Annotated in this window: 11 protein-coding genes; 8 read left to right on the top strand and 3 right to left on the bottom strand. The window is 55.8% G+C overall.

The window, feature by feature from the left end; translation table 11 throughout:
• Positions 1 to 119 precede the first annotated feature (119 nt).
• From DES54_RS08425 to DES54_RS08455, 7 genes are all read left to right on the top strand, one after another.
• A complete protein-coding gene (locus DES54_RS08425; RefSeq protein ID WP_113866384.1) occupies positions 120 to 1,040 on the top strand; it encodes a LysR family transcriptional regulator in 921 nt (306 codons plus the stop codon).
• A gap of 150 nt (positions 1,041 to 1,190) precedes the next feature.
• Positions 1,191 to 2,114: an N-carbamoyl-D-amino-acid hydrolase gene (locus tag DES54_RS08430; protein ID WP_113866386.1), complete on the top strand. Its 924-nt coding sequence runs from the start codon at positions 1,191 to 1,193 to the stop codon at positions 2,112 to 2,114.
• 121 nt (positions 2,115 to 2,235) lie between these two features.
• Positions 2,236 to 3,834: an ABC transporter substrate-binding protein gene (locus DES54_RS08435; RefSeq protein WP_113866388.1), complete on the top strand. Its 1,599-nt coding sequence runs from the start codon at positions 2,236 to 2,238 to the stop codon at positions 3,832 to 3,834.
• Between the two features lie 32 nt (positions 3,835 to 3,866).
• On the top strand, positions 3,867 to 4,808 hold the full coding sequence (locus DES54_RS08440) for an ABC transporter permease (RefSeq protein WP_113866390.1): 942 nt from the start codon (positions 3,867 to 3,869) through the stop codon (positions 4,806 to 4,808).
• A gap of 10 nt (positions 4,809 to 4,818) precedes the next feature.
• A complete protein-coding gene (locus DES54_RS08445) occupies positions 4,819 to 5,697 on the top strand; it encodes an ABC transporter permease (protein ID WP_240634976.1) in 879 nt (292 codons plus the stop codon).
• Positions 5,694 to 7,337: an ABC transporter ATP-binding protein gene (locus DES54_RS08450; RefSeq protein ID WP_113866394.1), complete on the top strand. Its 1,644-nt coding sequence runs from the start codon at positions 5,694 to 5,696 to the stop codon at positions 7,335 to 7,337. The genes DES54_RS08445 and DES54_RS08450 overlap by 4 nt, the downstream gene beginning before the upstream one ends.
• A 2-nt stretch (positions 7,338 to 7,339) precedes the next feature.
• The gene (locus DES54_RS08455) at positions 7,340 to 8,788 is read left to right on the top strand and encodes an N-acyl-D-amino-acid deacylase family protein (protein WP_113866396.1); all 1,449 of its coding nucleotides are present in this window, start codon (positions 7,340 to 7,342) and stop codon (positions 8,786 to 8,788) included.
• Between the two features lie 50 nt (positions 8,789 to 8,838).
• On the opposite strand, the gene DES54_RS08460 is transcribed toward DES54_RS08455, so the two are convergent.
• The gene (locus DES54_RS08460) at positions 8,839 to 10,212 is read right to left on the bottom strand and encodes an MATE family efflux transporter (RefSeq protein ID WP_113866398.1); all 1,374 of its coding nucleotides are present in this window, start codon (positions 10,210 to 10,212) and stop codon (positions 8,839 to 8,841) included.
• Between the two features lie 287 nt (positions 10,213 to 10,499).
• On the opposite strand from DES54_RS08460, the gene DES54_RS08465 reads away from it, so the two are divergent.
• Positions 10,500 to 11,135 (top strand): riboflavin synthase subunit alpha, encoded by a 636-nt coding sequence (locus tag DES54_RS08465; protein WP_113866400.1) that lies wholly within the window; start codon positions 10,500 to 10,502, stop codon positions 11,133 to 11,135.
• 51 nt (positions 11,136 to 11,186) lie between these two features.
• Here DES54_RS08465 and cfa read toward each other — a convergent pair whose 3' ends face one another.
• Together cfa and purR are read right to left on the bottom strand one after the other, a co-directional pair.
• Positions 11,187 to 12,338: a cyclopropane fatty acyl phospholipid synthase gene (cfa, locus tag DES54_RS08470; protein WP_113866402.1), complete on the bottom strand. Its 1,152-nt coding sequence runs from the start codon at positions 12,336 to 12,338 to the stop codon at positions 11,187 to 11,189.
• A gap of 353 nt (positions 12,339 to 12,691) precedes the next feature.
• On the bottom strand, positions 12,692 to 13,723 hold the full coding sequence (gene purR / locus DES54_RS08475) for an HTH-type transcriptional repressor PurR (RefSeq protein ID WP_113866404.1): 1,032 nt from the start codon (positions 13,721 to 13,723) through the stop codon (positions 12,692 to 12,694).
• Between the last annotated feature and the right edge of the window lie 289 nt (positions 13,724 to 14,012).

Genomic DNA, 14,012 nt, shown 5'->3' on the forward strand with positions numbered 1-14,012 from the left:
GCTGTCAGCGTAACATTCGGCTTGTTTATGTCGTTGGCATACTAATTGCTATAATCATATAACCTGTTGTTAAGCGTTCGGCGGTAGGCGACGTCATCAATTTCACAAAGGTAGGTCGAATGCAATCGCTCAATCTGCGTCAGATCGAAGTCTTTCGCGCCGTTATGATCACCGGTTCGATCAACGGCGCTGCGCAACTTCTGTATGTGTCTCAGCCTGCGGTCAGCCGGATGCTCTCCCATACCGAGGCGCGTATTGGCTTTCAACTGTTCGAACGGGTTAAGGGACGGTTATACCCCTCCCCAGAGGCGCGATCTCTCTTCAACGATGTTGAATTGGTCTATCGCGATATTCAGCGCGTCAACACCACATTGCACAATCTGGTTCAGCAGCGCCACGGCGTACTACGCATCGCCAGCAGCCCCAGTCTGGGGCATCAACTGGTGCCGGATGCCATCGCTGCTTTCCGACGGTGCAACGAAAACATCCTTGTCAGCCTGGAATGTCTGCGTCATGCCTTGTTGCGCGAGCGGTTGCTCGATCGGCTGGCTGACTTCGGGATTTCCCTGTTTCCGATCGATCATCCCAATCTGCGTGCCATTCCCCTGAGCTATATCCGGGTGCTGGTGGTATGTCCGGCGGATCATCCGCTGACCCGCATTCCGGCGAATGAACTGCCTGACGCGCTGGCGGAGACTGCATTTATCGGCTATGCCGCGGATACCCCGTTTCACAGTTTCATGAATCAGACGTTCGAACGCGTGGGGCTTCCGTATCGACCCAGCATTGATGTCGATTCTCCCCATCACGCCTGTGCTCTGGTTAAAAACGGCATCGGTTTTTCCGTCGTCGATGAAATTTCCTACCGTGCGTCGGATTCGGCGCGTATGGCGGTGTTGCCGCTTCTTGATGAAGAACGCCTGACTATCAGTCTGGTGCATCTGCGGCGTGAACCTTTGGCGCAATTTGCGCAAGTATTCGTCGAACATCTGCGCAGCACGCTGGAAGAGGGCGGTTTTCACCTGTTCAATCTCGATTAACATCAGGTCGGATTAACATCCGTTTCGATTAACATCAGGTTAATCAGCACCGACATATTGGTATACGACAGGTAAGCTCATCTCCTCCACAATGACCCTACGCACTGCAACGGTTTGCCGACACCGAGTCGGTCTTGTGGAGGATATGGCATGCGCGAAATCGTTATCGGCGGCGCCCAACTGGGGGCGATCCAAAAAAGCGACTCAAGAGAAAGCGTGGTCCAGCGCATGCTGGCGTTACTGGAACAGGCCCGGCAGCAAGAGTGCGAACTCGTGGTCTTTCCCGAACTGGCCCTGACCACCTTCTTTCCACGGTGGTATATGGAAGACCAGCGGGAAGTCGATACCTGGTTCGAGCGTGAAATGCCGAATGCGGTGACGCAGCCGTTGTTTGATTTTTCCCGCGAGCACGGTATCGCCATCACTTTCGGCTATGCTGAACTGACCCCCGATGGCCATCATTACAACACCTCGATCCTGACCAATCGCCAGGGCGAAATCATAGGAAAATACCGTAAGGTGCATCTGCCGGGGCATGTAGAGTTCGATATTCATCGGGATTTTCAGCATCTGGAAAAGCGCTATTTCGAACCGGGCGACCTGGGTTTTCCGACCTGGGAAAGCCAGGGCGCCATAATGGGTATGTGCATCTGCAATGATCGCCGCTGGCCGGAGACTTATCGCGTTATGGGGCTGCAAGGGGTGGAACTAATCACGCTGGGTTACAACACGCCGTCGGTAAACGCGCAGAATCGCGGTGAAGACGAAGCGCCGCGACTGTTCCATTCCGAATTATGCATGCAGGCCGGCGCGTACCAGAATGCCACCTGGGTGGTCGGCGTCGCCAAGGCCGGGATCGAAGACGGTTTTCCACTGATGGGCGGCAGCGTGATCGTCGATCCCAACGGTTTCGTGGTCGCCAGAGCCAAGGGGCAGGACGACGAACTCATCGTCCACCGCTGCGACATGGATTTGTGTCAGTTCGGTAAGCGCACCATCTTTGACTTCGCGCGCCACAGACGTATCGAACATTACGGCATCATTACCCGTCAGACAGGCGTTAAGCGTCCCTGAGCGGGGAGAACAAGCCGCGCGCCGGCTGTCCGATGGCTGCAAACCGCGACCTTGGATATCCGGCGTTGCATCACACAGCAAGTCCTGACATCAAACATTGCCATTTTAAGGAGTGTTGAGAATGAAAATGCACCCATCTCGTTGCCTGATCGCCAGTCTGTTGTTGCCGTTCGGCCTGAGCGCCGCCTTGTTCGCCTCATCCGCCCTGGCCGCGGAGAAAACCCTGTACGCGGTGATGTCGTCATCCTTACGCGTGCTTGATCCCATCGCGACAACGGCGCAGATCACCCGCAACCACGGTTATATGATTTACGATACCCTGATCGGTTTGGACGAGAACGTTGAGCCCAAGCCGCAAATGGCCGACTGGACCGTTTCGCCAGACGGCCTGACCTACACTTTTACGTTACGTGACGGCCTGCTTTGGCATGACGGCAAGCCAGTCACCGCCACGGATTGCGTCGCCTCGATTAAGCGCTGGGCGCGGTACGACGTCGGCGGTCAGTTAATGATGAAGTACACCGCCGGGATTACCGCCACCAACGATAAAACCATCACCCTGACGCTGGCCAAACCTTTCGGCTACGTCCTGCAACTGTTGGCCAAGCCTTCGTCGGTTGCGGCATTCATGATGCCGGAGCGGGTTGCCAACACGCCTGACGGTAAAATGATTACCGACTACACTGGTTCCGGCCCGTATAAGTTTGTCGCCGGCGAGTTCGATCCCGGTAATCGCGTGGTTTACGAGAAATTCCAGCAATATGTGCCGCGCCAGGAGCCGGCGAGCGGGACTGTGGGCGGCAAAGTGGTCAATGTTGATCGCGTGGAATGGATCAATATGCCGGACCGTATGACGGCGATCAACGCGTTGTCCTCCGGCGACATCGATTTCATCGAACAGTTGCCGATCGATCTGCTGCCGATGGTGCAGGCCAATCCTGAACTCAAGTCCGGAGTGCTGAGCAAACTGGGGGCGATGACCGGCGGACGGATGAACTTCCTGTATCCGCCGTTCGATAACCCGGATATTCGCCGCGCCGCGCTGCTGGCGATGAACCAGAAAGACGTGCTCGACGCATTGGTGGGCAACCCGGAGTACTTCAAACTGTGCGCCTCGGTATTCGGTTGCGGCACGATTCTGGAAACGCAGGCGGGCGGCGAGTCGCTGCTTAAGGGCGGCGACCTGGAAGCGGCCAAAGCGCTGTTGAAGAAAGCCGGTTATGACGGCACGCCAGTGGTGATCATGCAGCCGACCGATGTACCGAGTCAGGCGCCGCAACCGGTGGTGGTGGCTCAGGCTTTACGCAAGGCGGGCTTCAAGGTTGATTTGCAACCAATGGACTGGCAGACGCTGGTGTCGCGCCGGGCCAACCAGAATCCGCCGTCACAGGGCGGCTGGAACCTGTTCTTCACCTACTGGAACGCGGAAACTATCTGGAATCCGGTGGTCAATCCGATGCTTGATGGCGGTGGGCGGCAGGGCGCCTGGTTTGGCTGGCCGACCGATCCGACGATGAACGAACTGCGGGTGGATTTCGCCACCGCCACCGATCCGGTCAGGCAGAAAGCGATCGCGGTGGAGATCCAGAAACGCGCGATGGAACAGGTCAGCTACATTCCGTTGGGCCAGTTCTATGACGTGGCGGTCTGGAATAACCGTATCAGTCACCTGATGGCCGGGCCGTCCACGGTGTTCTGGAACGTCGAGAAAAGCGACTGATTGCGATGTGAATAATGCCTTCGGAGGTCCCTATGCTTGGTTACTTTTTCCGCCGCGTACTGGCGGCGATCCCGGTGATGTTGGTCGTCGCGTTGTTTGTCTTCCTGTTGTTGCGGCTGTCACCCGGCGACCCGGCGGCGATTATCGCCGGCGACATGGCGACCCCGCAGCAACTGGAGGCCATTCGTGAAAGTCTTGGCCTGAACGAGCCGTTATACCAGCAGTTTTTCGTGTGGATTTGGCAGTTATTGCAAGGGGATTTCAGTACCTCCCTTATGGCCAATACGCCGGTATTGACCATGATTGGTCAGCGGCTGGAACCCACCCTGAGTCTGGCGCTGGCGGCGATTGTCTTCACCATTGTGATTTCAGTGCCGCTGGGCGTATTGGCGGCCTGGAAGCACGGTACGTGGATCGACAATCTGGTGATGTCTTCGTCGGTGCTGGGTTTCTCCGTGCCGGTATTCGTTATCGGTTATGTGTTGATCTCGGTGTTCGCCATCGAACTGAAGTGGTTGCCGGTTCAGGGATTCAGCAGCATCAGCGCCGGGGTCTGGCCGTTCGCGCAGAGGATCGTGTTGCCGGCATTGACCTTATCTTCGGTATATATCGCGCTGGTGGCCCGCATGACGCGGGCCAGCGTGCTGGAGGTGTTGGGCGAAGACTTCATCCGCACCGCCCGCGCCAAGGGATTGTCAGAGATCCATGTGCTGTTCCGTCACGCGCTGCGCAATGCGATGATCCCGATCCTGACGGTGATCGGCACCGGCTTCGCGTTGATGATTTCCGGGGTTGTGGTGACCGAAAGCGTGTTTAACATCCCCGGTTTGGGACGCTTGATCGTGGATGCGGTGCTGGCCAGGGATTACCCGGTAATTCAGGGGATGATCCTGCTGACCAGCGGGGTGTATGTCGTCATCAATCTGCTGATCGATTTGTCGTATGCGATCAGCGATCCGCGCATTCGTTACTGAGGGCATGGCTATGAGTAAACCCGTTTCTCTGTCCTTGCCTGCGTCCCGGCTTAGACTGTTCAAACTGCCGCGTTTGCCGCTGACGTCGGCCATCGCGCTGGTCATTTTGGCGCTGATCGTGACGATGGCGATCTTCGCGCCCTGGATCGCCAATTACGATCCGGTGACGTTGTCGCCGGCGTTTAGGCTGAAACCGCCCAGCGCCGAATTCTGGCTTGGCACCGACGCTTATGGCCGCGATCTGTTTTCGCGCATTGTCTATGGCGCGCGTATCTCACTGATTGTGGGCCTGGGGGTAACGCTGATGAGCGTGCTTATCGGCCTGCCGTTAGGATTGCTGGCGGGCTATTTCAGGGGTATCGACGCTTTGCTGATGCGGGTGATGGACGGCCTGATGGCGATCCCCGGCATCCTGCTGGCGATCGCTATCGTTTCGCTGAGCAGCGCAGGTATCTGGACGGTTATGATCGCCATCATGGTGCCGGAAATACCGCAGGTGGTGCGTCTGGTGCGATCCAGAGTGCTGTCGGCCCGCGAAGAACCGTATGTAGAAGCCGCGGTGCTGATGGGTACCTCCAGTTTCAAGATCCTCACCCGGCACCTGATGCCCAATACGCTGGCGCCGCTGATTGTGCAGAGTACCTATATCTGCGCATCGGCGATCCTGACCGAAGCGATTTTGTCGTTTCTCGGCGCGGGCATCGGCACGGAAATTCCGACCTGGGGCAACATCATCGCCGAGGGCCGCGTGTACTTCCAACTCAAGCCTTCGCTGGTATTGTGGGCGGGGCTGGCTTTGTCGCTGTGTATTTTGTCGATCAATCTGTTGGGCGACACGGTGAGCGACGCTCTCGACCCGCGCCTGAAGAATAAGAAGGGGGCCGCATGAGCGAACGTCAAAACGACATCCTGCGTGTGGAACGCTTATGCGTGAATACCGCGCAAGGCGTTCCGATCCTCCAGGATATCTCATTCGAAATCCATGCCGGGGAGACGGTATGTTTGGTGGGCGAAAGCGGTTCGGGCAAGTCGGTCACGTCGTTGACCACGCTCGGTTTGCTGCCGAAAGACGCGCTCACGGCGGTGAGCGGACGCATTTGGCTGGACGGAGAAGATGTCTTGCAAGTCAGCGCCGGACGGCTCAAGGCGCTACGCGGCAGCCGCATGGCGATGATTTTTCAGGAACCCATGACCGCCCTCAACCCGGTGCTCACAGTCGGGCGTCTGATTGACGAAGTGCTGCAAACGCATACCGATCTGAACGCTTCGGATCGTTATGAGCGGGTGATGGAGGCGTTGGCGCAGGTGCATCTGCCGGACATCAAGCGCATCCATGACGCCTATCCGCATCAGCTTAGCGGCGGTCAGCGCCAGCGCATCATGATCGCGATGGCGTTGGTGCTTGAACCTCGCCTGTTGATTGCCGATGAGCCGACCACGGCGCTTGACGTGACGACTCAGCAACAGATCCTTAAACTGATCCGTGAACTACAGGAAAAGCACGGCACTGCAGTGCTCTTCATCACCCACGACATGGGCGTGGTGGTGGATATCGCCCACCGTGTCTGCGTGATGCGCCGGGGACACATTGTTGAATCCGGCACCGTGCGGCAGGTGCTGTCTCAACCGCGTGAGGATTACACCAAGGCGCTGCTGGCCGCGGTGCCGAGTCTCACGCCCAGACCGGCGCGTGGTGAGGCGGCCCGTGTACAAGTGGTGCTTGACGTCGTTGAACTGGGTAAAACCTATCCGGCCTCCGGCGGCGCATGGTTCGGGTTGCGCAAACGACGCGAAGGAACGCGTGTGCTGCATGACGTGACCTTTATGCTCAAACGTGGCCGAACGCTGGGTATCGTCGGCGAAAGCGGTTCCGGCAAGTCAACGTTGGCCCGCTGCGTGATGCGTTTGCTCACACCGACGGACGGTGCGGTTCGCGTCACCGGCAAGGATATTTCCGAGCTTACGACGGCCGGATTAAAACCCCACCGCAAACGCATCCAGATGATCTTTCAGGACCCTAACCGGTCGCTCAATCCGCGCATGACCATTGGCCGCAGTCTGGTGGAAGGCCCGATGAACTACGGCGTGTCGTTCGCCCAGGCCTGGGCTCGTGGTCAGGAACTGCTGGAACTGGTCGGATTGCCGGCTGACGCCATCGATCGTTATCCGCATCAGTTTTCCGGGGGGCAGCGGCAACGCATCGCCATCGCCCGTGCGCTGGCGATGGAACCGGATGTGATCGTCGCCGACGAAGCGGTATCGGCGCTTGACGTCTCAGTACAGGCGCAGGTGCTGCAACTGCTTGACGATATTCAACGGCGCATGCAGGTGGCCATTTTATTCATCACCCACGATCTACGGGTGGCGGCGCAGGTCTGTGATGATGTGCTGGTGATGCAGCACGGCCAGATCATCGAATACGGTCCGGCGGCCAGCGTGCTGGTTAGTCCGCAACAGCCTTACACCCAACAATTGATGGATGCGGTTCCCGGCAAAGGTTGGGACTTCACTATAGGGCAGAGGATGTGAATATGACGTTTGATTTACTGTTGCGCGAGGTTACCGTGGTCGATGGCACCGGCGCCGAGCCTTATATCGCCGACGTCGCGATCCGCGGCGACCGGATTGCCGCCATCGGCAATCTTGGCGATGGCACAGCGCAGCGGATTATTGCGGGGGACGGGCGTTGTCTGATGCCGGGCTTTATTGACGTGCATACGCATGACGACATTAACGTTATTCGTACCCCTGACATGCTGGCCAAGATTTCTCAGGGCGTAACTACCGTGATTGTCGGCAACTGCGGGATCAGCGCCTCGCCGGTAACCCTGACCGGCGCGCCGCCGGACCCGATGAACCTGTTGGGCGCGCAGGATGCGTTTGTTTATCCGGCCTTCGGCGCGTATGCGGACGCCGTTGAGCACGCTCGTCCGAGCGTCAACGTCGCGGCATTGATCGGTCATACCACACTGCGGGCCAACGTGATGGCGCAATTTGATCGTCCGGCGACGGAGCATGAACTGCAACAGATGTGCGCCGCGCTGGAAGCGGCCCTCAACGCCGGGGCCATCGGCCTCAGTTCCGGGCTGGCTTACACCAACGCCAGACAAGCGCCAGCAACTGAAATGCAACGTCTGGTGGATATCGTCGGCGCACATGGCGCGCTGTATACCACGCACATGCGCAACGAACACGACGGGCTGCTTGATTCGCTGCAAGAGTCGTTCAGTACCGCGCGTCGGGCTGGCGGGGATCTGGTGATCTCTCATCTCAAGTGCGCTGGCGCGGGCAATTGGGGACGTGCGCCGCAGGCCCTGGCCGCGCTGGAAAAAGCCGCCCGCGAGCAGCCGTGCAACTGCGATTGCTACCCCTATGCGGCCAGTTCCACCACCCTGGATGCCTGGCGCGTCGATGGCAAGATGGATATCTTTATCACCTGGTCTGAGCCGCATCCTGAGATGGCCAGACAGACGTTAAAAGACATTGCCGAACAGTGGGGCATCGACCAATGGCAGGCCACCGAGCGCCTGCGTCCGGCCGGGGCGATCTACCACATGATGAGCGAAGACGATGTGCGCAAGATTTTGGCGCATCCGCTATCAATGGTGGGTTCAGACGGTTTACCCAACGATCCTAATCCTCATCCGCGGCTTTGGGGTACGTTCCCCAGAGTGCTTGCTCACTATTGCCGCGATCTGCAACTGTTCGATCTGGCCGAAGCCGTGCGCAAGATGACGGAGCTGTCGGCTGCACGTTTCCGCCTTCAGGACCGTGGCGTGGTGCGCGTAGGCGCATTCGCCGATCTAACGCTGGTCGACATGACCAGGATTCAGGATGTCGCCACCTATAGCGACCCCTGCCGACAAGCGCCGGGGATCGATCTGGTGATGGTCAATGGCGTGGTCAGTTATCAGGACGGGCGCGTGGCAGGACGTCAGGGGCGCTTGTTAAAGCGCCGATCTGCCGCAGGCGAGATGTAAAGGTGCGTGATTTCGCCCATCGCTCGCTAACAGAATACCGCGACAAACCGCTAGTGCGCCGCGCGCGCCAGAATGTCGGCTGGCGGTTGGCGTTGAATCCAGCGAATGCGCGTCACCATCATGATTGCGGCGGCGGTTAACCCGATAATGAATCCACACCAGAAACCTGCCGGTCCAATACGGGGAACGATATGATCGGTTAACGCCAGCACATAACCGCTCGGTAGCCCCAGAACCCAATAGGCGGTAAAGGTAATATAAAAGATTGAGCGGGTATCTTTGTATCCGCGCAAAACGCCGCTGCCGATCACCTGTACGGCATCGGAGATTTGGTAGATGGCCGCCAGCAACATCAGGTACGACGCCATAGCAACCACGTCGGGATCCTGATTGTAGAGCAGGGCGATAGGTTCGCGCAGCAGCGTGGTGAATATCGCCGTGCAGGAAGCCATAACCACCCCCGTCGCCAGCCCGGTATAGGCCGCGACATGGGCAAGCCTGGTGGAGCCTTCGCCCAATCGGTGGCCGACACGGATCGTGGTGGCAACGCCAATCGACAACGGCAGCACGAACATCAATGAACTAAAGTTCAGGGCTATCTGGTGACCCGCCACATCCACCACCCCCAGAGGAAGAACCAGCAGCGCGACCACGGCAAAGATCGAGACTTCAAAGAGCAACGCCAGCGCAATAGGCAAACCGAGCGAGAACAGACGCTTCAGCGTTTTCCAGTCTGGTCGGAAGCGCGATTTTTGCAATTTGATGTCGCGCAACCAAGCGGCTTTTCTGATATAGGCCATCATCAGCAGCATCATGATCCAATAGACCGCCGCCGTCGCCACCCCACAGCCAACGCCGCCCAATGCCGGCATGCCGAATTTACCGTAGATAAAGACGTAGTTGATGGGAATATTAATGACTAGTCCGATAAAGCCAATGATCATACCTGGTTGGGTTTTCGATAATCCTTCGCACTGGCAGCGCAATACCTGATAGAACAGATAGCCGGGCACGCCCCACAACAGCGCATGCAGGTAGCGGATGGCTTTTTCCGCCAGTTCCGGCGAACCGTTACTCATCAGGTTGATGACATATTCGCCCTGATACAGCGCCGTCATGATAAGCAATGAAATCAGCAGCGCCAGAAAAAAAGATTGTTGAACCTGATGGGCGATGCGCTCGCGACGGCCTGCCCCATTCAACTGCGCCACCACCGGCGTTAATGCCAGCAATAATCCATGACCGAAAAGAATGGCGGGCAACCAGATGGAGGTTCCAACGGCAACGGCAGCCATATCCGTCGCGCCGTAGGAGCCCGCCATAATGGTATCAACCACCCCCATGGAAGTCTGGGAGACTTGCGCAATAATGACCGGGATTGCGAGGGCTAATAATGTGCGCGCCTCCGACAGATAGTTCCGCACGAACACCTTCCTTGAGTTGACTAACAAAATAACGGAATAATTAAACGCAGATAAATATGATAAATGTCGCCGACGGGACAAGAGCGTTATTGTAGCGACTTGTCAGAAGTAAACCAGCTTACAGCGACATAAATTCACAAATGTTTAACGACTGGCACGGTGTCTGGGGATTATTAACAACGAGGTTTGGTTTTCATCGGAAAATCGTGCACACTGCTTGACAGGCATGACTATTCTTCATCTTCATTCAGCATTTTATTTATATCCTTTTTCATGAGGCAAACCGTATGTTTACCGGTATTGTTCAAGGCATCGCGCCGGTGGTGTCTATTGTCGAGAAATCCAATTTTCGTACGCATGTGATCAAACTTCCTCCCGAACTGCTGCCGGGGCTGACGCCAGGGGCATCAGTGGCGCACAACGGTTGCTGCCTGACGGTGACGTCGGTTGAGGGCGATTGCGTCAGTTTTGATTTAATGAAAGAAACATTGCGATTGACTAATCTCGGCGACGTGAAGGCGGGCGACTTCGTTAATGTTGAACGCGCGGCGAAAATGGGCGATGAAATCGGCGGACATGTGATGTCCGGTCATATCATCTGTACAGCGGAAGTGGTGAAAATTCTGGTATCGGAAAACAATCACCAGATCTGGTTCCGTCTGGCTGATAAGTCGCTGATGAAGTATGTGCTGCACAAAGGTTTTATCGGTATTGACGGGATCAGCCTGACGATTGGTGAAGTCACCCGCAGCCGTTTCTGTGTGCATTTGATCCCGGAAACGCTCAACCGCACCACGCTTGGGCAGAAACGTCTGGGACACCGCGTGAACATTGAAATCGACCCGCAAACACAGGCAGTGGTGGATACCGTAGAGCGCGTGTTAGCCAGCCAACAGATAAAAGAAGCCGTCAGCGAAGACTAAGACGAAACAAGCCGTGCGGGAGTGCTTCCCGGCGGCTATCAGCGCATTGAATTAGCGCGGCACGCGCAATCCGCCTTCAAAGCCGTTATGACTGAAAAGCACCTGCCAAAGCTGGATATTACGCGCCCGGAAAGCACCGGCGCAGGCAGTCAGGTAGTAGCTGAACATACGACGGAAACGCGCGGAATAGCGGTCAGAAAGCTGCGGCCAGCTTTGCTGGAAGCGTTCATGCCATGCCATTAATGTGCGGTCATAATCGGTGCCGAAGTTGTGCCAGTCTTCCATAATCATATACGGCTCACTGGCCTGTGCGATATGACGCACGGAAGGTACGCAACCATTGGGGAAGATATATTTATTGGTCCAGGGATCGACCTGCAAATCGGTTTTATTCGCGCCGATGGTGTGCAGTAGAAACAGGCCGTCAGGCTTAAGATTGCGGCTGACGACCCGGAAGTAGGTGTCGTAGTTACGTGGACCGACATGTTCAAACATACCGACCGACACAACTCGATCAAATTCGTGGTTCAGGTCGCGATAATCCTGCAATAGAATGGTGACATCCAGATCTTTGCATCGCTGCTGCGCTAATTTTTGCTGCTCGCGGGAAATCGTCACACCGCAGACGGATACGCCATAACGACGTGCGGCAAACTCCGCCAGACCGCCCCAGCCACAGCCGATATCCAGCAATGTCATGCCGGGTCTGAGTTGCAGTTTTTCGCAGATCAACTCCAGTTTATCTTCCTGCGCCTGCTCCAGTGTTTGCGCTTTTTTCCAGTAAGCGCACGAATACTGCATACAGGGATCGAGCATCATTGAAAACAGATCATTACCCAAATCGTAGTGCTCTTTACCCACAATCCATGCACGCCTTTTCGATTGGAGATTTATCAGACGGGACGCGGCGATGTGTAAGATATCTTTCAGGTGGCGGGGAAGCTTTTCATCCAGTTTGGCGCGAAGCACACGGTGAAAAAACATATCCAGCCGTTCGCATTCCCACCAGCCATCCATATAACTTTCACCCAGCCCTAGCGAGCCTTCGCGCAAGACGCGTTTATAGAAATCCGGGTTTTTTACGGTGATATCAAACGGACGTGAACCATTGATTTTGATATCGGCCATACTCAGCATTTCATGCACAATATGGAACCAGGACCCATTATGGCTATCCAGCTCCTCTACATACGATGAACTCATACCTTACTCCCTACCTTGCCGTCGATAACGTGTCACAAGGAAAACATAGACAATTTTTACCCATAGAGTAGTGGTGGGATATTCCCATCGTCTAGGCTCTGAGCGGTCAGAGAAAAATGAAGAAACAAAGCCGGTACGCAGATACGTAGGGGCACTCGTCCTTAAGGTAAACCCGCGCTATCCGTTGGCACGTAAAAGTTAAGGATAGTGAAGAAAAATAAAAATATTCAATTTATGTTGAAGACTACGGTGATCAGTGTATGACTGCTTCAGCCGAGGGACAAGCATAAATTGGCTGAAGCGGCATCAGGAAACATCAGGCTGTCGGCGCGATATAAGTAAATCGTCTGTTATCAGGCGTAACGACGATAATCGCGAAACGGACCATCGGCCACAGAACGACGTTCAATTAGCGTCGGGTGGACTTCGATAACTTGCGCATCTTCGCGTTTGCTGGTGATACGATCCAGCAACATCGCGAACGCGGATTGCCCCAGCCGTTCTTTGGGCTGGTGGATAGTGGTCAGCGCCGGGGTGAAAAAGCGGGAATGACGCACATTATCGTAGCCGATGACCGAAATATCCTGCGGCACGCGCAGTCCCAATTCATCAGCGGCACAGATGGCGCCCATCGCCATGATATCGCCGCCGCAGAAAACCGCGGTGGGGCGGTGTTTTTGCGACAGAATCTGGTGCATTGCCTTATAACCGGATTCCGGTTCGAAATCGCCCTGAACCATCCACGCCTCGCGCACGGCGATGTCCGCTTCGCGCAATGCTTTCAAAAAGCCCAGATAACGACCGCTCCCGGTGTTGCGTTCCTGAATCCCTGGGATCGCGCCGATATCCCGATGACCGCGCTCGATCAGATAGCGGCCCGCCATATAACCACCCTCAAAGGCATTGTCGATAATAGTATCGGTAAAATCGCTGTGCGCCTGGCCCCAATCCATGACTACCATCGGAATGCCGCGATACTCTTTCAGCATGGCGAGTAATTCAGGCGGATACTCCGCACACATGACCAATAAGCCGTCCACGCGTTTTTGCGCCAGCATGGAAAGATAGGCGCGTTGTTTATCGAGGTTGTTGTGCGAGTTGCACAAAATCAGCGTATAACCTTTGGCGTAGCAGCTATTTTCAACCGCTTCGATAATCTCGGCAAAGTAGGGCGCTTCACTTGAAGTTGCCAGCAGCCCGATAGACTTAGTGTGATTGACTTTCAGACTACGGGCGACGGCGCTGGGTGAATAATGCAGTTCTTTAATCGCTGCTCTCACGGCGGCCCTGGTCTCTTCGGCGACGAAACGTGTTTTATTTATCACGTGCGATACGGTTGTGGTCGAAACGCCAGCACGTTTTGCCACATCTTTGATCGTTGCCATCTAAAAATGACTCCTGAACTTAGCTGCTATAGTCGTAAGTATATTATTAATCGTTTGCCTGCGTATATTGTGCTTCCCCTTGACGAAAAAATAGGGTTTCAGAAGGGGAGTGCCGAATATTATACCTGAAGGGGACACGGGTGACGTATTTCGACCAGAGCGCAACGCTAAATAACTGCGCCTAATAGTAGATTACTGAAGGGAACTCAATCCGGTTTGAGCGATCTGATCAATCGCCAAATCAAAACAAATCACCAACCGGACTGAGTTATGCCGATCATAGCATTCA

Origin of the sequence: Brenneria salicis ATCC 15712 = DSM 30166 (assembly GCF_003315515.1) — a bacterium.
Classification (GTDB): Bacteria; Pseudomonadota; Gammaproteobacteria; order Enterobacterales; family Enterobacteriaceae; genus Brenneria; species Brenneria salicis.